This window comes from Streptomyces sp. NRRL S-337, from assembly GCF_000720175.1.
GTDB classification, from domain to species: domain Bacteria; phylum Actinomycetota; class Actinomycetes; order Streptomycetales; family Streptomycetaceae; genus Streptomyces; species Streptomyces siderophoricus.
Window position 1 is genome coordinate 1 of the sequence record NZ_JOIX01000085.1, and the last position, 18,008, is coordinate 18,008.

At 73.7% G+C, this 18,008-nt stretch carries 15 protein-coding genes; 8 read left to right on the forward strand and 7 right to left on the reverse strand.

Annotated elements, in window-relative coordinates:
• Positions 1–316: 316 nt before the first annotated feature.
• The gene (locus IG62_RS0135080; RefSeq protein ID WP_199812565.1) at positions 317–1,894 is read right to left on the reverse strand and encodes a FadD3 family acyl-CoA ligase; all 1,578 of its coding nucleotides are present in this window, start codon (positions 1,892–1,894) and stop codon (positions 317–319) included.
• 130 nt (positions 1,895–2,024) lie between these two features.
• On the opposite strand from IG62_RS0135080, the gene IG62_RS0135085 reads away from it, so the two are divergent.
• Genes IG62_RS0135085 through IG62_RS0135095 form a run of 3 tightly spaced genes read left to right on the forward strand, consistent with a single transcriptional unit; the run spans position 2,025 to position 4,376 of the window.
• Positions 2,025–3,176 carry a lipid-transfer protein gene (locus IG62_RS0135085; protein ID WP_030813136.1) on the forward strand — a complete coding sequence of 384 codons (1,152 nt, stop codon included), beginning with the start codon at positions 2,025–2,027 and terminating at the stop codon, positions 3,174–3,176.
• A gap of 1 nt (position 3,177) precedes the next feature.
• Positions 3,178–3,609, forward strand: coding sequence for a Zn-ribbon domain-containing OB-fold protein (locus IG62_RS0135090; RefSeq protein WP_030813141.1), 432 nt, complete (start codon positions 3,178–3,180; stop codon positions 3,607–3,609).
• The gene (locus IG62_RS0135095; RefSeq protein WP_030813143.1) at positions 3,606–4,376 is read left to right on the forward strand and encodes an enoyl-CoA hydratase/isomerase family protein; all 771 of its coding nucleotides are present in this window, start codon (positions 3,606–3,608) and stop codon (positions 4,374–4,376) included. Before IG62_RS0135090 ends, IG62_RS0135095 begins: the two co-directional genes overlap by 4 nt.
• A gap of 34 nt (positions 4,377–4,410) precedes the next feature.
• On the opposite strand, the gene IG62_RS0135100 is transcribed toward IG62_RS0135095, so the two are convergent.
• A complete protein-coding gene (locus IG62_RS0135100) occupies positions 4,411–4,965 on the reverse strand; it encodes a hypothetical protein (protein WP_030813145.1) in 555 nt (184 codons plus the stop codon).
• A gap of 195 nt (positions 4,966–5,160) precedes the next feature.
• On the opposite strand from IG62_RS0135100, the gene IG62_RS49970 reads away from it, so the two are divergent.
• Positions 5,161–6,108: a hypothetical protein gene (locus IG62_RS49970; protein ID WP_030813148.1), complete on the forward strand. Its 948-nt coding sequence runs from the start codon at positions 5,161–5,163 to the stop codon at positions 6,106–6,108.
• A 114-nt stretch (positions 6,109–6,222) separates the two neighbouring features.
• Here IG62_RS49970 and IG62_RS0135110 read toward each other — a convergent pair whose 3' ends face one another.
• The gene (locus IG62_RS0135110; protein ID WP_030813150.1) at positions 6,223–8,850 is read right to left on the reverse strand and encodes a PQQ-binding-like beta-propeller repeat protein; all 2,628 of its coding nucleotides are present in this window, start codon (positions 8,848–8,850) and stop codon (positions 6,223–6,225) included.
• A 750-nt stretch (positions 8,851–9,600) separates the two neighbouring features.
• On the opposite strand from IG62_RS0135110, the gene IG62_RS0135115 reads away from it, so the two are divergent.
• Positions 9,601–10,248: a TetR family transcriptional regulator gene (locus IG62_RS0135115; RefSeq protein ID WP_030813152.1), complete on the forward strand. Its 648-nt coding sequence runs from the start codon at positions 9,601–9,603 to the stop codon at positions 10,246–10,248.
• 301 nt (positions 10,249–10,549) lie between these two features.
• On the opposite strand, the gene IG62_RS0135120 is transcribed toward IG62_RS0135115, so the two are convergent.
• Complete coding sequence (locus IG62_RS0135120; protein WP_234326870.1) at positions 10,550–11,059, reverse strand: nitroreductase family deazaflavin-dependent oxidoreductase; 510 nt, start codon at positions 11,057–11,059, stop codon at positions 10,550–10,552.
• Complete coding sequence (locus tag IG62_RS0135125; protein ID WP_030813156.1) at positions 11,059–12,369, reverse strand: acyl-CoA dehydrogenase family protein; 1,311 nt, start codon at positions 12,367–12,369, stop codon at positions 11,059–11,061. The genes IG62_RS0135120 and IG62_RS0135125 overlap by 1 nt, the downstream gene beginning before the upstream one ends.
• A 213-nt stretch (positions 12,370–12,582) precedes the next feature.
• Between IG62_RS0135125 and IG62_RS0135130 the strand changes: the two genes are divergently transcribed.
• Positions 12,583–13,776: a thiolase C-terminal domain-containing protein gene (locus tag IG62_RS0135130; RefSeq protein WP_030813158.1), complete on the forward strand. Its 1,194-nt coding sequence runs from the start codon at positions 12,583–12,585 to the stop codon at positions 13,774–13,776.
• Positions 13,777–13,919: 143 nt separating this feature from the next.
• Here the strand turns inward: IG62_RS0135130 and IG62_RS0135135 are convergent, their stop codons facing one another.
• A complete protein-coding gene (locus IG62_RS0135135; RefSeq protein WP_037840087.1) occupies positions 13,920–15,098 on the reverse strand; it encodes a macrolide family glycosyltransferase in 1,179 nt (392 codons plus the stop codon).
• 324 nt (positions 15,099–15,422) lie between these two features.
• Between IG62_RS0135135 and IG62_RS0135140 the strand changes: the two genes are divergently transcribed.
• Together IG62_RS0135140 and IG62_RS0135145 are read left to right on the forward strand one after the other, a co-directional pair.
• Positions 15,423–16,670 (forward strand): FAD-dependent monooxygenase, encoded by a 1,248-nt coding sequence (locus IG62_RS0135140; protein WP_037840091.1) that lies wholly within the window; start codon positions 15,423–15,425, stop codon positions 16,668–16,670.
• Between the two features lie 14 nt (positions 16,671–16,684).
• Positions 16,685–17,443, forward strand: coding sequence for a pyridoxine/pyridoxamine 5'-phosphate oxidase (locus tag IG62_RS0135145; RefSeq protein WP_078872440.1), 759 nt, complete (start codon positions 16,685–16,687; stop codon positions 17,441–17,443).
• Between the two features lie 69 nt (positions 17,444–17,512).
• On the opposite strand, the gene IG62_RS0135150 is transcribed toward IG62_RS0135145, so the two are convergent.
• Positions 17,513–18,001: a GNAT family N-acetyltransferase gene (locus IG62_RS0135150; protein ID WP_030813170.1), complete on the reverse strand. Its 489-nt coding sequence runs from the start codon at positions 17,999–18,001 to the stop codon at positions 17,513–17,515.
• Positions 18,002–18,008: the final 7 nt, after the last annotated feature.

The window sequence follows — 18,008 nt, forward strand, 5'->3', positions numbered from 1 at the left end:
CCCGTAAGGGTCGCGAGGGCCCCCTGTGGGGCCACAACCGGACACGCGGGCGGAGCTATTCCCGCTGACCAGGGCCGCCGGGTGCGTGCTCGACGACGCACGCCCCCACACACCCGCACACTCCCTCAACGGGAGGTGACGGTCCTCCGGGGCCTTGTTCGTGGACGTAAAGCGACAGCAGTCCACGAACAAGGCCCCGGAGGACCGTCACCGCACCCAACACAAACCCAGCCCGCCGCAGGCGCAAGCTACGTGCGGGGGCGCCGCAAAGCGCACAACAGCGAGCCCCGCGGCGGGACAGCCAAGTACGTGGGCCTCACCGCAAACCCCGTTTGCACAGCTTGCCGCTGGCGTTGCGGGGCAGTTCCGTCACGAACGTGACCTCTCGTGGCACCTTGTAGTTGGCCATTTCGCGGCGGGACCAGGCGATCAGGTCGTCCGCGGTGAGGGCCGCGCCGGGGCGGCGGACCGCGTAGGCCTTGCCGACCTCGCCGAGGCGCGGGTCGGGGATGCCGATGACGGCGACGTCGAGGATGTCCGGGTGGCGGCCGAGGAGTTGCTCTATTTCGGCGGGGTAGGCGTTGAAGCCGCCGACGATGAACATGTCCTTGATGCGGTCGGTGATCCGGAGGTTGCCCGCCGGGTCGAGGACGCCGACGTCGCCGGTGTGCAGCCAGCCGTCGGCGTCCACGGCCTTCGCGGTCTCCTCCGGGTCCTCGAAGTAGCCGCGCATGACCTGGTGGCCGCGCACCAGCACCTCGCCAGGCTCGCCCGGTCCGGCGAGGACCCGTACCTCCGTGTCGGGGATCGCGCGGCCCGAGGTCGCGGCGATGACCGCCGGGTCGTCGTCGCGGCGGCACATCGTGACCAGGCCGCTCGCCTCGGAGAGCCCGTACGCGGTCAGGACCGTGCGAACGCCCAGTTCGGCGCGCAGCCGCTCGACGAGTTGCAGCGGGACCACGGCCGCACCGGTCACCACCAGGCGCAGCGCGGTCAGGTCGTGCGTGCCGCGGGCCGGGTGGTCGAGGAGGGACTGGTGCAGGGTGGGCGGGCCGGGCAGCACCGAGATCCGTTCGGCGGCGAGGTTGGCCAGCGTGGTGTCCACGCTGGACACCGGCTGCGGCACCATCACCGCGCCCCGGAGCAGGCAGGCGATGATGCCCGCCTTGTAGCCGAAGGTGTGGAAGAACGGGTTGACGATCAGATAGCGGTCGCCCGTGCGCAGGCCCGCCAGTTCGCTCCAGACGCCGTAGCAGCGCAGGGTCTGCTCGTGGGTGATGACGGCGCCCTTGGGGCGGCCGGTGGTGCCCGAGGTGAAGATGATGTCGGAGGGGGTGTCGGGCCGCACCGCGTCGGCGCGGCGCCGGACCTCTTCGTTCGTGATCCGGTCGCCGGCCGTGAGGAACTGCTTCCAGGTGCGGTAGCCCTCGGGGGCGCTGTCCGAGAGCACCACCACCTGTTCCAGGTGCGGGAGTCCGCCGGTGGTCTCCGCGGTCGCGCGGCGCAGGGCGGCCACGTAGGAGGTGCCGAGGAAGGTGCCGGTGACGAAGAGCAGCCGGGCGCGGGTGCGATGCAGGAGGTCGGCGGCCTCGGTGCCCTTGAAGCGGGTGTTGACCGGGACGAGGACGGCGCCGGCGGTGACCGCGCCGAGGGCCGAGACGATCCAGTCGAGGGTGTTGGGCGCCCAGACGGCGACCCGGTCGCCGGGCGTGATTCCGGAGGCGATGCAGGCGGCGGCCGCCCGCTCGACGCGCGCGCCGAGTTCCGCGTAGGTCACCCGGGTGCGGCCCTCGACCACCGCCTCCCGGGGGCCGTACCGCCGGGCGGCGGCGCGCACCAGGCGGGGGATGGTGCCGTGCTCCAGGTCCGCCCGCACCGCCGCGTCGTCGCCCATCGCGCTGCCTCCCGCGGAAGAAGTTCCGGCCGCCGACCGGAGACCGGTGGCTGCCCAGTAGCTGACTACCCGTCAGATTAGCGGTAGCCTCCTCGGCTGTCAGTACGGACGACGGACCCCGGAGGTGGCGATGGGGGCGACCCTCAAGGACGCGACGGCGATAGCCGGCATCGGACAGACCCCGTTCGCCAAACGGCTCCAGGATTCGGAGAAGACGCTGGCCTGCCGGGCGATCGTCGCCGCACTCGACGACGCCGGGATCGCCGCCTCGGAGGTGGACGCCTTCGCCTCGTACACCATGGAGGAGACCGACGAGGTCGAGACGGCCAAGGCGATCGGCGCCGGGGACGTCACCTTCTTCTCCAAGGTCGGCTACGGCGGCGGGGGTTCCTGCGCGACGGTCGCCCATCTGGCCGCCGCCATCGCCACCGGACAGGCGCACGTCGGCGTCGCCTGGCGCTCCCGCAAGCGCGGCTCGGGACCGCGGCCCTGGAAGAACACCCAGGTGCAGCTGCCGACCCCCGGACAGTGGACCCGGCCCTTCGGACTGCTGCGCCCGGCCGACGAGATCGGCATGCTGGCCCGCCGCTACATGCACGAGTACGGCGCCACCCGCGACCACCTCTTCAACGTCGCGCTCGCCTGCCGCAACCGGGCCAACCAGAACCCGGCCGCGATGATGTACGACCGCCCGCTGACCCGCGAGATGTACATGACCGCCCGCTGGATCAGCGAACCGCTCTGCCTCTTCGACAACTGCCTGGAGACGGACGGGGCGTTGGCGTGCGTCCTGGTCTCCGCCGAGCGGGCCCGCGACTGCCGCCACCGGCCCGTGTACGTCCACTCCGCCGCCCAGGGCCTGCCCGCCCAGCACCACGGGATGGTCAACTACTGGAACGACGACCCGCTGACCGGGCCGGCCTGGACCGCCGCCCGGCAACTGTGGAAGCAGGCCGACTTCGGGCCGCAGGACGTGCACGTCGCGCAGATCTACGACGCCTTCACCCCGCTCATCCCGCTCTCCTTGGAGGGCTACGGCTTCTGCGGGCGCGGCGAGGGCGCGGCCTTCACGGAAGGCGGCGCCCTGGAGATCGGCGGCCGGCTGCCGCTCAACACCGGCGGCGGCGGCCTCTCCGAGGCGTACGTACACGGCTTCAACCTGATCACCGAGGGCGTCAAGCAGCTGCGCGGCACCAGCACCGCACAGGTGCCGGGCGCCGCGACCTGCCTGGTCACCGCGGGCGAGGGCGTGCCCACCTCCGCGCTTCTGCTGAGGAGTTGAGATGCTGCTGACACCGGTCGTCGACGACGACGGCGCCCCCTTCTGGGAGTACGCCGCGCGGGGTGAACTCCGCGTCCAGTCCTGTGCCGACTGCGACGAGCTCCGCTTCCCGCCCCGGCCGTGCTGCCCGCACTGCCAGTCCTTCGCCACCCACTGGCAAAAGATGAGCGGCCGCGGCCGCATCTGGTCCTACGTCGTCCCGCACCCGCCGCTGCTGCCCGCGTACGCGGACCTGCCCGGCTACAACGCGATCGTCGTGGAACTGGCCGACGCCCCCCGCATCCGCCTCGTCGGCAACCTCGTCACCGCCGCGGACGCCCCGCTCAACTCCGTCGCCCCGGACCGGCTGCGGATCGGCGCCCCGGTGAAGGCTGTCTTCCACACGCCGCCCGGAGGCCTGACCGTGCCGCGCTGGGTCCTGGAGCGGCCATGACCCTGCGCATCGAGATCAAGGACGGCGTCGCGCTGGTCACCCTGGACCGGCCGGCGCGGCACAATGCGATCGACCTGGCCACCGCCGGTGAACTCGCCCTGACCTGGCGGCAGTTCCGGTTCGACGACTCCGTACGGGCCGCGGTCGTCACCGGCGCCGGCGGCCGCGCCTTCTGCACCGGCATCGACCGCGACGTAGACGTCCCCCAGCCGTCCTCGCCCTACTCCCTCGACGATCCGCTGCTCACCATCGGCCCGAAGGCCAACGACCTGTGGAAACCGGTCATCGCCGCGGTCGACGGCATGGCCTGCGGCGGCGCCTTCTACCTGCTGGGCGAGGCCGAGTTCATCGTCGCCTCCGAGAACTCCACCTTCTTCGACCCGCACACCACCTACGGGATGGTCAGCGCCTACGAGTCGCTCACCATGGCGCAGCGGATGCCCTACGGGGAGGCCGCGCGGCTGGCCCTGATGGGCACCGCCGAGCGGCTGGGGGCCCCGCGCGCGTACGCGATCGGCCTGGTCTCCGAGCTGACCGCGCCCGGCGCCGCGGCCGAGGTCGCGCTGCGCCGGGCCGCCGTCCTCGCCGCCCAGCCGACCGAAGCGGTCCAGGGCACCGTACGGGCCCTGTGGGCGGCCCACGAGGCGGGCCGGGGGCAGGCGCGGGCGCAGGCCCCGGCGCTGATCGCGCTGGGCAATCTGCCGCCGGACCGCCAGGCGGAACTGTTCGCCGCCCGGAAGGAGCGGACGCCCCCGCTCGTCAGATGACCCCGCGTCCCGGCCGCGGCCGGGACGTCCGGCCCTACATCTTGGTCTTGTGCGCCCGGGTGATCTGGCAGGTGAACCAGAACTGCCCGATGGAGGACTGGTTGACCGTGTACTTGGCGGTGTAGGTCTCGGTGGCACCGGGGCCCACGACGATCGACCGCTCGTGCAGCCCGTACGCCTTGCCGTCGGCCGGCTTGGCCTTCATCCAGTTCACGGCCATGTCGTAGGAGTACGAGGAGGTCGTCGACGGGTTGGTGATGGACACCGTGTAGGTGAACTGGCGCAGCGAGTTGGAGAAGTCGCAGTTGCTGCCGGTGGCGTCCGCCCGCCCGTCCGGGTCGTAGGTCTCCTCGGTCGGCGAGGGCGAGTACGACGGCGAGTAGCTGTCCGTCGGGTAGCCCGTGGGGGTCGAGTCGTACCCGGTGGCGCTGGGGCTCGCGAGGGCGGTCGGCATCGCCACCCGCGGGCGGCTGAAGGCGCACCCCCCGACCGTGGCGACCGTGGCCAGTGCCAGTCCGCCGGCCACCGCCACCCTGGTCGCCCTGCGGGCACCGTCGCCGGCCGTGCCCGTGCGTGTGCGCTGCTTCATGATCGCCTATCCCCCGTGGAAACTTCGAGCCCGCCGGACTGCGGTTTGACGCGTGCACGGCACCCTAGCAAGAGCCCGGGACGGCCCGTACGGGCCCCGGCACGCGTCCGGCCCAACGTGTCTAGCGGGTGCCGAGGGGCAGGCGTAGCGTCGGTCACGGAGGATGACCGAACGATCCGAAGCGAGGCGACGCCCGTGGTGCGCAACGTTCTCGGGTCGCTGATCGCCCTCATCGGAGCGACGGCCGCCGTATGGAGCCCCTTCCGTCCCTGGTACGACGGCCGTCACGGCAGCGACATCCGGATCGAGGACCTCTTCAACGGCATCACCCCCAACAGCGCCGCGCTGTTCGGCTCCGTCGTGCTGCCCATGGCCTTCGCGGCGCTGCTGGCGCTGATCGGAGTCGCGCTGCGCTCCCGGGCGCTGGTCGCGGTGGCCGGCGTGGTGGTGCTCGGCTTCACGATCCTGTGGATGGTGCGCCAGGGCCAGGCCGCGAGCGAACTGACCGCCGGCGCCCGCGGGCTGGGCGTGGGCGTGGCCAACGCGCTCGGCGGCGGCGCCCTGCTGCTGCTCGGCGCGCTCGTCATGCGGGGCCGCGACCGGCGGGTGTACGACCGCGGGTACGACCGGCGCCACGACGACCGCGACTACGACGACCGCCGCTACGACGACGGGTACGGCCCCTACCCGCCCGACGACCGCTACGACGCGCCCTCCGGCTACCCCCCGGAAGCCCGTCCGCCGGCCGCCTACCCGCCCGCGGCCTATCCGCCCGGTCCGCCCGAGCCGTGGGACGCCGGCCGCCCCGGCGCCGAGGAGTGGGACCCGGAGCCGTACACCGGCGGACCGGCGGGCACCGGTGCGCCGCCGCCCCCGCCGCCGGGCCGCTCCGGCGGTCCGCCCCGCGCCGACGACGACACCCCCACCACGCCGCTGCCGCCGGTCCCCCCGCCACCACCGGCCCGGCAGCAGCCACCGGCGCCCCAGCAGCCGCCTACGCCCCAGCAGCCCCGTACGCCGCAGCAGGAGCCGTACGGACACGAGCCGCCGCCGACCATGCCGGCCCGCCGCCCGCCGCCGACCCCTCCCGTGGAGTGGGGCAGAGAGCAGCGGCAGCCCCGCCCTCCGGAGGACGAGGAGTAGGGCGGGGAGTGAGGGCCGGGGTGGCCGGGCGGGGAGTGAGGGCCGGGGTGGCCGGGCGGGGTGCTCGGGCCGGCCGGGCGCCCGGCGCTCAGCGCCGCCGGGCCGGCCCGTCGGTCAGGACCGCCGGGCCTGTCCCGTGCCCTTCGCCGCGTCCAGCGCGTACACGCAGCGGTCCTTGCTGCAGGCGTAGACCACACCGCCGACCGCCACCGGCGAACCGGTGATCTCCCCGCCGGTCGCCAGCTTCCAGCGCAGCTGGCCGCCCATCGCGTCGAGGGTGTACAGGCAGTGGTCGGCCGACCCGAAGTGCACCCGGCCCTCCGCGACGACCGGGGAACCGACGACCTCCGCGCCCGCCTGGAAGCGCCAGCGCGGCGTGCCGGTCACCGCGTCCAGGGTGTAGAGCGCCTTGCCGCTGCCCAGGTGGACCGCGCCGTGCGCGACCAGCACCGGTTCGGTGGACTGCCGGGCCTCGGTGGCGATCCGCCAGCGGTCGCGGCCGTCCGCCGGGTCCAGCGCGTAGACCGTCCCGAGGTAGTCCGCCAGATAGACCCCACCGCCGGTGACCGCCGGTCCGGGGGCGAAGGCGGGCGGGCTGAGGAACACCGCGGGCGCCTCGAAGTGCCAGCGCACGTCGCCGCGGGCGATGTCGAGCGCCAGCACCCGGGTGCCGGCCACGACGTAGACCGTCCCGTCCGGCGCCGGCAGCAGCCGCATCGGCACCCCGCCGCAGGCTGCCGCGTCACCGACCGGGTACGACCAACGCTCCGCGCCGGTACGCGCCTCCAGCGCCTTCAGCCGGGCGTCGGCCCAGACGAACACCGTGCCGTCGTGGATCACCGGACCGGCCTCGGCGGTCTCGAAGTCGGTCTGGACGCCGGTCGTCTCCCACAGCAGTTCGCCGGTGGCGGCCTCCCACGCCTGGACGCCGCCGCCGCGGGTGCTGGTGACCACGGTCCCGCGGTCGACCTTGAGGGCGTAGACCCAGCCGTCGGTGTTCAGCCGCCAGCGGTCGGTGCCGTCGATGGCGTCCAGCGCGTACAGGCTCGGGCCGTCCGAGGCGTGGATCCGGCCGTCCGCGACCGCCATCGCCCAGGCGACGTCGCGGGTCTTGAACCTGCGCCGCCCACTGGCCACGTCGAGCGCGTGCACCTCGAAGGAGGTGACGTAGAGCAGTTCGCCGTCCACGGCGGGGGTGCCCCAGACGTCGTTGGACATCCGGAACCGCCAGGGGCGCCAGCGGCCCGGGTCGGCGGGCGGTGCCTCGGCCGGAGCCGCGGCGCCGCCCTCGGGCGCCGGCGCACCGCCGGGCGCGCCCTGCTGCGGCAGGCCGGTGACCGGCCCGCCACCGGGCGGCCGGACCCAGTTCGTCGCGGCACCGGCCTGCCCGCGGGGCTGCGGCTCCCGGGTGTCGGCGCGCGGCCCCGGCCCTATCGGGGCGGCCGAGCCGCCGAGGTGGACGGGCCCGGCGGCGCCCTCCGCGGGCGCCGCGGAGAGCGCGGCGGCCGGGGACGGTGCGGCGGGCGGTGCCGCGGAGACCGGGGTGACCCGGGCCGTCGAGACGTCCGGGCCGAGCGCGGCCGGCTGCGGCTGCGGCATCGGGCCGGGGTGGGCGCCGCGCGGATCGCCACTGCGGTGGGCGCCGGGCCCGGCGCCGATCCGGCCGGGCCAGCCGTCCGCGGGCGCGTTCTCCGGCCGCGGCGGTGCCTGGGCGGGCTGTGGCAGGGCCGCCACGGGCGCCTGGGGCGGCGACGGCGGGAGGGGCGGTGCGGCGGGCGCGGGACGGCCCGGGCCGCGCCCGGAGGCCGCCTGCCGGCTCTCCTGCGGTACGGCGGAGCGGCCGCCGCGCCGGCTCTCGATGAGCGCCACCGCACCGGGCGGCAGCCAGGCCGACGCGGTACCGCTGTCGTCGCTGCCGGAGCCGAAGAGGTGCGGGGCGAGCTGAGACTGCAGGTCGGCGGGGGACGGCCGGTGGGCCGCCTCCATCTGCATACAGGACTCCATGAGCGGACGCAGTTCGTCCGGCAGCCCGGTCAGATCGGGGCCCTCGCGCAGCAGCATGAAGACCGTCTCGACCGGGTTGGCGCCGTGGAAGGGCGCGTGCCCGGTGGCGGCGAAGACCAGCGTGGAGCCGAGGGAGAAGACGTCGCTGGCGCCCGTGACGCTGCGCGAGTCCCGGGCCTGCTCGGGCGACATGTAGGCAGGGGTGCCCACGGCCACGTTGGTCATCGTCAGCCGGGTGTTGGACACCCCGGAGGCGATACCGAAGTCGATCACCCTGGGGCCGTCCTCGACGACCAGCACGTTCGACGGCTTCAGGTCGCGATGGACCAGGCCGGCGCCGTGGATGGACTGCAGTGCCTCGGCGATCCCGGCCGCCAGCCAGCGCACCGCCTGGGCCGGCAGCGGACCGCACTCATTGACTATTTCCTCCAGGGAGGGTGCGGGGACGTAGGCCGTCGCCAGCCACGGCACCGCCGCGCGCGGATCGGCGTCCACCACCGCCGCGGTGTAGAAGCCGCTGACCGCGCGGGCCGCCTCGACCTCGCGTGTGAAGCGGACCCGGAACAGCTGGTCCTCGGCGAGCTCGGTACGTACCGTCTTGATCGCCACGCGCCGGCCGGACGCCGAACGGGCCAGGTACACCAGTCCCATGCCGCCGGCCCCGAGTCGGCCGAGCACCTCGAACGGCCCGATCCGCCGGGGATCGTGCTGCGTCAGCTGCTTCAGCTGCTCCACCACTTGTCTGCCACCTCCCCGTGGGGCGTAAAAAAGAGACTCTCAAAAGCCACGAGCCGCCGAGAGCCACTGCCCCGTGCAGCGTGTCCGCGCCTGCGGCGAGGACCATCGAAACGGCCGTACGCGTGCTGATTCTTCCTGGCCGCGCCGATGGTTGCGAACCCGGGGCCCGTCCGTCGTGTCCTGGCGTGCCCCCCGCATCCCGCCCCGGACCCGTTACCCGGCGTCACCCCACCCGGCCTGACGTGCGCCGACAGGTGCACCAGCGGGTGACGGGACCGTCGGTTACCGGCGAGTTGGCGCCCCTGTGCGCGGCAGCCGGGACGGCCGGCCAATTCTGCGCCGGCGCGGGCCACTTCGGGACCACACCGATCCTCCACGACGAACGGCGGTCCGGAAACAAAGCGTCCGTCCATTCTCCGCACGGCTTTCCCCCCGGGCCGTCGTTGCGGGCCACCGCAGCAGCTATATGTCCACGCTAGTACCGGTTCGTGCGTGCCGGGCGAAGGGAATTCAGAATTCCGGTCGACATCCGGCATTTTCTGCACGGAGCGTGACCGCTTATCCACCGAAGTTGTCCACAGGCTGTTGATAAGAGCATTCACCGGTTCGGACCAAGCCGCGCCCCGCGCGCCAGGACCACGAGCGGGTTCGCCACCGGTGCGGTAACAGGGGCCGCGGAGGCCGAACTCCCGCATCCCCATTTGCAGGCAGCCAAATCGCGCTCCGATCACCCCTCGGTAAGCTGACGGCATGACAGGACAAGTACGAACCGTCGACGGCAGAGTGGCCGGCCGCCGCGGACAGGCGACGCGGCAAAAGCTTCTCGACTGCCTCAGTGAAATGCTCAGTTCGTCCCCCTACCGGGACGTCAAGGTCATCGATGTGGCCCGAAAAGCGGGGACTTCGCCCGCTACGTTCTATCAGTACTTCCCGGACGTCGAAGGTGCCGTCCTTGAAATCGCCGAGGAGATGGCCAAAGAAGGCGCCACTCTGACCGATCTTGTCGCCGAACGCTCCTGGGTGGGCAAGTCCGGCTGGCAGGCGGCGGAGGAGCTGGTCGACGGCTTCCTCTCCTTCTGGCGCAAGAACGATGCGATTCTGCGCGTCGTCGACCTGGGTGCCGCCGAGGGCGACAAGCGGTTCTACAAGATCCGCATGAAGATCCTCAACGCCGTCACCAACTCGCTCACCGACTCCATCCAGGAGCTCCAGAGCAAGAACAAGGTCGACAAGGACGTCAGCCCGGCAGCCATGGCCGGCTCGATCGTCGCGATGCTCGCGGCGGTCGCCAGTCACCAGAAGGGCTTCCAGAGCTGGGGCGTGAAGCAGGCCGAGCTCAAGCCCAACCTGGCGCTGCTGGTGCACTTCGGCATCACCGGCAAGAAGCCGACCAGGTAAGCAGAGCAAGCCGTCCGCACCAAGAGGCCCAGCCAGTAACCCGAACGAGGCCATCCGAGCCGGAAGACCGGGCACCCGGCAACCGGCAGCCCTTCGAGGAAGCGGCCCGAGAAGCGCCGCGCCTCCAAGACCCGTTGCATCCGGGCCCGTTCCGCCGTCGGTCCTGATATCCGTCCTGCCATAGCTGTACCGCACACACAGCGGGTGCCGGCCGCCCCTCCCAGGGGCGCCGAGGCACCCGCTGTGCGCATGTGGACGCGGAACGCACACCCTCCGGCCCGGGGGCACGCACCCGGACCGGTCAGCGCCGCTCCAGCCGGAACAGCCGGATCTCCCGCTCCACCCGCTCCTGATAGGCGGCGTACGGCGGCCAGAACACCAGCGCCGCCCGCCACGCCCGCGCCCGCTCCGCACCGCGCAGCAGCCGGGCCCGTACGGCGATCTCCTCACCGCGCCAACTGACCGTCGCCTCCGGGCACTTGAGGAGGTTTCCGGTCCAGGCGGGGTGGCCCGGACGCCCGAAGTTGCTGCCGATCAGCAGCCAGCTGCCACCCTCCTCCGGCAGGCAGGCCAGCGGGGTCCGCCGCGGCTGTCCGCTCCGGGCGCCGGTCGCCGTCAGGACCAGTCCGGGCAGCATCCGGGCGCTGAGCAGCACCCTGCCCCCGGTCAGCCGGTGCACGAGACCGTCCAGGGCCGGGACAACGTGCGGGGCGATCCGGGCGAACGTCCGGGTCGCGGAGACCTTCTGCACCAGCCGCCGCATCAGCCGCTCCTCCCCCGCCGTCGACGGTTCGAGGCTTCTCCCCGGCATCAGGCGTCCACCCCCGCCGGCAGACCCGCCGTACGGCCCGCGCCGCGCCCCGCCCCCGCGAACAGTCCCGCCTCCTCGGCCGCCCGGGCCCGCAGCCGGTGCACCGGGCCCAGCAGCAGCTCGTCGCCGGCCGCGCGCTTGAAGTACAGATGCGCCGCGTGCTCCCAGGTGGAGCCGGTCCCGCCGGGCAGCTGCACCGCCTCGGCCGCCACCGCGCGCAGCGCCTCCAGCGCCTGTGCCAGCGCCAGCGCCGCGACCGCCCGCTCACCGGCCCGGCCGGTGACTCCGGGCCCGCTGCCGTACGCACCCAAGGACCCGTCCGCCCCGAGGGACCCGCGGCCCGCCGTCCAGGCCGCGTGGTACGCCGCCGAGCGGGCCGCCTGCAGCGTCACGTAGAGGTCGGCGAGCCGGTGCCGCACGGCCTGGAAGGGCCCGGCCGGCCGGCCGAACCGCTCCCGCTCCCTGACGTGCGCGACGGTACCGGCCAGCGCCGCGGCGGCCGCCCCGACCGCCTCGACGGCCAGCGCCGCGGCCGCCGCCACACCGGTCGCGGCCAGTGCCGGGCCGACCGCGGACGCCGCCTCGCCGCCCTCCTCGCCCAGCAACGCGGCCGGTACGTCCCGCAGTTCGAGCCGGGCCTGCGGCCGGGTCTCGTCCACCACGGTCTGCCGGGTCCGCCGCAGCCCGGCCGCACCGGCCACCCGGACCAGGAAGAGCCGGGTGCCGCTGCGCGCGAACCCGCCGGTGTGCGCGGCCACCACCAGCACCTCGGCGGTGTGCCCGTTCAGCACCTGCCCGGCCTCCCCGTACAGCCGCCAGCCGGTACCGCCCTCCTCCTTGTGCGCCTGGATCCCGCCGGCCCGGCCGCCGCCCGCCCAGTCGCCGTCGTTCGGCCCGGCCAGTGCCAGCGCGGTGGGGAGCCGGCCACCCGGTACGGCCAGCGTGCCGGTCAGCTCACCGGAGGCGAGGGCCGGCAGCACTCCGGCGCGCTGCCGCTCGCTGCCCAGCGCGAGGATCAACGGGGCGGCCAGCGCGGCGGTGGCGATCAGCGGCGAGGGCAGGACGGTGCGGCCGGTCTCCTCGCAGGCCAGGGCGAGTTCGGTGGGCCCCCGTCCGGCCCCGCCGTACACGGTGGGCAGGGCCGGACCGGGCAGGTGGAGCCGGCCGGCGAGCTCCCGCCACAGCTCCTCGTCGTAACCGGGTGGGGTACGCACCGCCGCCTTGACCTCGTCCGGGCCGCAGCGTTTGTCCAGCAGTGCGCGCAGCGTGCGGCGGATTGCGTGCTGCTCCTCGGTGAACGCGGCATCCATCGGCGGGCTCCTCCCGGCCGTGCGACCACGCCCGCCGGGGCCGGCGGGCGTGCGCCAACGCGATCTGACGGCCCGTCATAGTAGGGAGCGGGGACGCAGTTTCCCAGAGACGGGCGGCACGATTTCCGAGGCGGGCGGGGCGATCGCACCCGGTCGGGAGCCCGTCGGACGACCCCTGCCGCAACCGTCTACATCTGATGTACCGTCAGATTCATGCCTTCACCAGCTTCCGGCCCTCGCTCCGGGAACCGCAAGGTGGCCGTCGCCGGGGTCGCCCTGTCCGACTGCGGCCGGGTGGACGAGGCCACCCCGTACGCGCTGCACGCCCAGGCCGCCCGCCGGGCGCTCGCCGACAGCGGACTGGACCGGTCGGTGATCGACGGCTTCGCCTCGGCCGGGCTGGGCACCCTCGCGCCCGTCGAGGTCGCCGAGTACCTGGGACTGCGCCCCACCTGGGTGGACTCGACCTCGGTGGGCGGCGCCACCTGGGAGGTGATGGCCGCGCACGCCGCCGACGCGATCGCCGCGGGCCACGCCGACGCCGTCCTCCTCGTCTACGGCTCCACCGCCCGCGCCGACCTCAAGGCCCGGCGCCGCACCGCCAACCTCTCGTTCGGCGCCCGGGGCCCGCTCCAGTTCGAGGTCCCCTACGGCCACACCCTGATCGCCAAGTACGCCATGGCCGCGCGCCGCCACATGCACCAGTACGGCACGACGGCGGAACAGCTGGCCCAGGTAGCCGTGCAGGCGCGGGCCAACGCGGCGGCCAACCCGGACGCCCTGTACCGCGACCCGATCACCGTCGACGACGTGCTGGCCGGCCCGATGATCGCCGACCCGTTCACCAAACTGCACTGCTGCATCCGCTCCGACGGCGGCTGCGCGGTCCTGCTGGTCGCCGAGGACCACGTCCCCGACCTGGCCAAACCCCCGGTGTGGGTGCTCGGTTCCGGCACCGCGGTCTCGCACACCACGATGTCCGACTGGGACGACTTCACGGTCTCGCCGGCGGCGGTCTCGGGGCGGCTGGCCTTCGAGCGGGCGGGCGTCCGGCCGTGCGAGATCGATCTCGCGCAGATCTATGACGCCTTCACCTACATGACCCTGGTGACGCTGGAGGACCTGGGCTTCTGCGCCAAGGGGGAGGGCGGCGCGTTCGTCGAGAAGGGGCGGCTGCTGCGGGACGGCGCGCTGCCGGTGAACACCGACGGCGGTGGCCTGGCCGCCTGCCACCCCGGGATGCGCGGGCTGTTCCTGCTGGTCGAGGCGGTACGCCAGCTTCGCGGCGAGGCCGGCCCGGACCGCCAGGTCCACCGCCCCGACGGCACCCTCCCGCAGCTCGCGGTCGCCTCCGGCACCGGCGGCTGGTTCTGCTCGTCGGGGACGGTGGTGCTGGGGCGGGACTAGCGCGGGACAGCGGCCGAGGGGTGGTGGGGCCAGAGCCGGATAGCGGCCGAGGGGGACGGTGGTGCCAGAGCGGCGGTAGCGGCCGAGGGGGGCGGTGGTGCGGAAGCGGGGGCAGCCGCCCAGGCCGCCCCCGCCCCGCCGCGTCAGACCGCCAGCCGCTCCTCGATCAGGTCGGCGGCCCGGCGTGCGCCGCCCTCCGCACGGGACTCCGCCCGCAGCGCGGCCGAGCGGGCCGCCACCCGCGGATCGGTGGTCAGCTCCCGCAGGGCCGTACGCAGCGCCTCCGGGGTGGCGTCCGCGGTGTCGATCCGGCGGGCCACACCCAGTTCGACCAGCCGGTCGGCGTTGAGGAACTGCTCGGCGCCCTGCGGCACCGCGATCATCGGCACACCGGCGTACAGCCCCTCGCTGCTGCCGCCCATCCCGGCGTGCGTCACGAACGCGTCCGCCTGCTCCAGGATCGCCAACTGCGGTACCCAGGACCGCACTTCGACGTTCGCCGGCACATCCGGGCCCAGCTCGGCCGGATCGACGTACTTGCCGATCTGCAGCACCACGTGCCACCCCGGCAGATCCCCGAAGGCCGCCACACAGCGGCGGTAGAACTCCGGCTGCCGGGTGAACGCCGAGCCCAGCGACACCAGCAGCACCTTCTCCGCACCGGCCGGCCGGACCCAGCCGCCCTGCTCCGCACGGGAGCCCAGGCACGGCCCGACGAAGGTCACCGCGGCGTCGTCCACCCGGTCCGCGTGCGGTTGCATCGCTCGCGGGATCGTCGCCAGCGCCCGGCGCGGCCGGCCGGAGAACTCGGCGAAGTCCGTGGTGACCGCCCCGCACCGCGCCAGCCAGGCGGTGAACCGGGCCTGGTACGCCTCGGCCCCCGGCAGCCCGTCGAACGCCGCCCCGATCTCCTCCTGGGCACCCTCCCAGCCCACGAAGGTCGGTGACAGCTGGACGACGTCGCGGCCCTGCGCCTCGGCCAGCGCACGGCCGGCGTACGCCCCGACGTCGTAGAGGTACAGGTCGGCGGGGTCGTCGTCGTAAACGGCGCGCAACTGCGGCAGTACGGCGATCGCGTCGTCGAGGAAGAGCGAGGCCGCGGCGACCGGGTCCGTCGGCCAGGCGTTGTCGGCGACCGGCAGGGTGGAGGTGTAGCGGACGAGCGTGGCGCCGGTGGGGGCGATCAGCTCGGCGGGGTGGTCGGTGTTGGCGTACGTGACGCGATGACCACGGGACACCAGCTCACGGATGATCTCCAGGCTGGGCAGGACATGACTGACCATGGGCGTGCCGACCATGGCGATATGGGCAGTGCGGGGCATACCGGGACTTCCTTCTTCGCAGAGCTACGGCGAGAGGGCCGCAAGAGGGCAGGGAGAAGCCGTGGGGCGGGTGGACCGCCCGACGACGTGTCAGCCGTAGATCTGAAGGAAGCGCATGCCGGGAGCGTAACGACCCCCGTCGCGCCGGTCGAAGCATTTTCCCGAGCGACGGAAGCCGGACCGGAAGCCGGACAGGAAGCCGACCCGAAGCCCGATCTATACATCCGTCATAGACAAGCGTTTAAGACGCTCGTATAGTCGAGGCATCGGGTCCTCACCGGCCCAACCACCCGCCAGCGCACCGTTTCTGAAGGGAATCCCGTCATGCCCAGGACCGTCCTGATCTCCGGCGCGAGCATCGCCGGCCCGGCGCTCGCCCTCTGGCTGCACCGCTACGGCTTCTCCGTGACCGTCGTCGAGCGCGCGCCCGCACTGCGGACCGGCGGCTACAAGGTCGACATCCGCGGCGCGTCGGTCGAGGTCGCCGACCGCATGGGGATCCTGGAGGACATCCAGCGCGCCAGTACGGACATGCAGAACGGCGCCTACGTGAAGGCCGACGGCACGCGCGTCGCCACCCTCCCCGCCGCGATCTTCGGCGCCCGGACCGGCCGGGACGACGAGATCATGCGCGGCGACCTGGCCCGCATCCTGTACGAACGCACCCGCGCGGACGTCGAGTACGTCTTCGGCGACTCGATCGCCTCCCTCACCCCGACCGCCGACGGCAACGGCGTCGAGGTGACCTTCGAGCGGGGCGCGCCCCGCCGCTTCGATCTCGTCGTCGGTGCCGACGGGCTGCACTCGACCGTCCGCCGGCTGGCCTTCGGCCCGGAGGAGACGTTCCTGCGGCACCTCGGCGTGTACCTCTCGGCGTTCTCCATGCCGAACGAACTCCGCCTGGACCGCGAGGAGTTGTACTACGCCGAGCCCGGCCGCCTGGTCTGCGCGTACAGCTCGGCCAAGGACCCGGCGGCCAAGGGCCTTCTCGCCTTCCGCTCGCCCCGGCTGAGCTACGACCACCGGGACCGGGCACAGCAACTGGCCCTGCTGGAAAACGGGTTCGCCGGGGCCGGCTGGCGGACCTCGCGGATGCTGGAAGCGGCCCGCTCGGCCCCGGACCTCTACTTCGACGGGCTGCACCTGGTCGAGATGGACCGCTGGTCCCGCGGACGGGTGGTGCTCCTCGGCGACGCCGCGCACTGCCCCTCACCGGCGTCGGGGCAGGGCACGGGGATGGCGCTGGTCGGCGCGTACGTCCTGGCCGGCGAGCTCGCGGCGGCGGGCGGCGCGCCGGAGGTGGCGTTCGCCCGTTACGAGGAGGAGATGCGCGGCTATGTCGCGGTCAACCATGAGCTCGCGCGCAAGTTCGCGCGGGAGATGACCATGGACAGCCGGTGGGGGATCCGGCTCCGGTACCTGATGCTGCGGATGCTGCCGCACATGCCCTGGAAGGACGCCGTGGTGAAGAAGATCGCGGAGGACGTCCAGCGGGGCGCCCGGGCGATCACGCTCAAGGACTACGGCGCTCCGAGGGCGGCAACGGCAGCGGCGACCCCGTACGCCGCCTGAGTACGCTGCCCGGCATGAGCGATCACTCGGCCGGTTCCCCGCACCATGACACCGCCGCCCCCGGCGCCGACGGGGGCGGGGACGCCGCCCACACTGTGGACGCCGCGGGCCGGGCGTTCCGGCAGTTGCTGCGCGGACTGCGGGTCTGGGACGTCGAGCTGCCGTCGTTCGATCCGGAGGCGGCGCCGGCCGAACCGCTGCCGCTGTTCCGGCAGTGGCTGCGGGAGGCCGCCGAGGCCGGCCAGCCGGAGCCGCACACCATGGCGCTGGCCACGGCGGACGCGGCCGGCAACCCCTCCGTACGGACCGTGATGCTGCACGACGCCGACGAGCGGGGCTGGCACTTCGGCTCGCACCGCGGCAGCCGCAAGGGCCGCGAACTGGCCGCGCGGCCCCGGGCGGCCCTCGATTTCTACTGGCCGGCGGTGGGCCGCCAGGTACGGGTCGGCGGGGCGGTGACCGAGGCGGGACCGAAGGAGAGCGCGGCCGATCTGCACCGCCGTTCGACGGGGGCGCTGGCCGCGGCGCTGGTCGGCCGGCAGAGCGAGGTACTGGGTTCGGTCGAGGAGCTGGCACGCGCCTCCGAGGCCGCGTGGGAGCGCGCCCGGCGCGAGCCGGAGGCTCCGGTGCCCAGCTGGACGCTGTACGTCCTGGAGCCCGACGAGGTCGAGTTCTTCCAGGGAGACGCCCGGCGCCGTCACGTACGCCTCAACTACCGGCGCAGCGGGCGAGCGGGCACCGGAGGCTGGGAGCGGGAGCTGCTCTGGCCGTAGTCGGTCCGGCCCATGGCGTGGCGCAACGTGACGTGGCCCGGCGGCGCGGCGGGACGTGACGCGGGCCGGCTAGAACTGCTGGTACATGATGTGCAGCCCCACGTACCCCTTGGTGGGGTGGTGGAAGCCCTCCGGCAGCGTCGTCATGATCGTGAAGCCCAAGGACTGCCAGAGGGCGACGGCACGGGTGTTGGTCTCCACCACGGCGTTGAACTGCATGGCGCGGTAGCCCTCGGCGCGGGCCCAGGCCAGGACGTGTTCGCCCAGGGCCCGCCCGACGCCGCGGCCGGCGCACCGCGGGTCGACCATGAAGCTGGCACTGGCGATGTGCGAGGCGCCACCCATGTGGTTGGGGTTCATCTTCGCGCTGCCGAGCACCGTCCCGGCGTCGTCCACGGCGACGACCGTACGGCCGGGCGGCGCCGGCAGCCACATCTCGCGCCCGGTCTCCTCGTCGAGGTCGCGCGGATAGGTGTACGTCTCACCGGCGGCGACGATGGTGTGGAAGAACGGCCAGATGGCGGGCCAGTCGGCCGTGGTCGCCTCGCGGATCAGCATCCGTTCA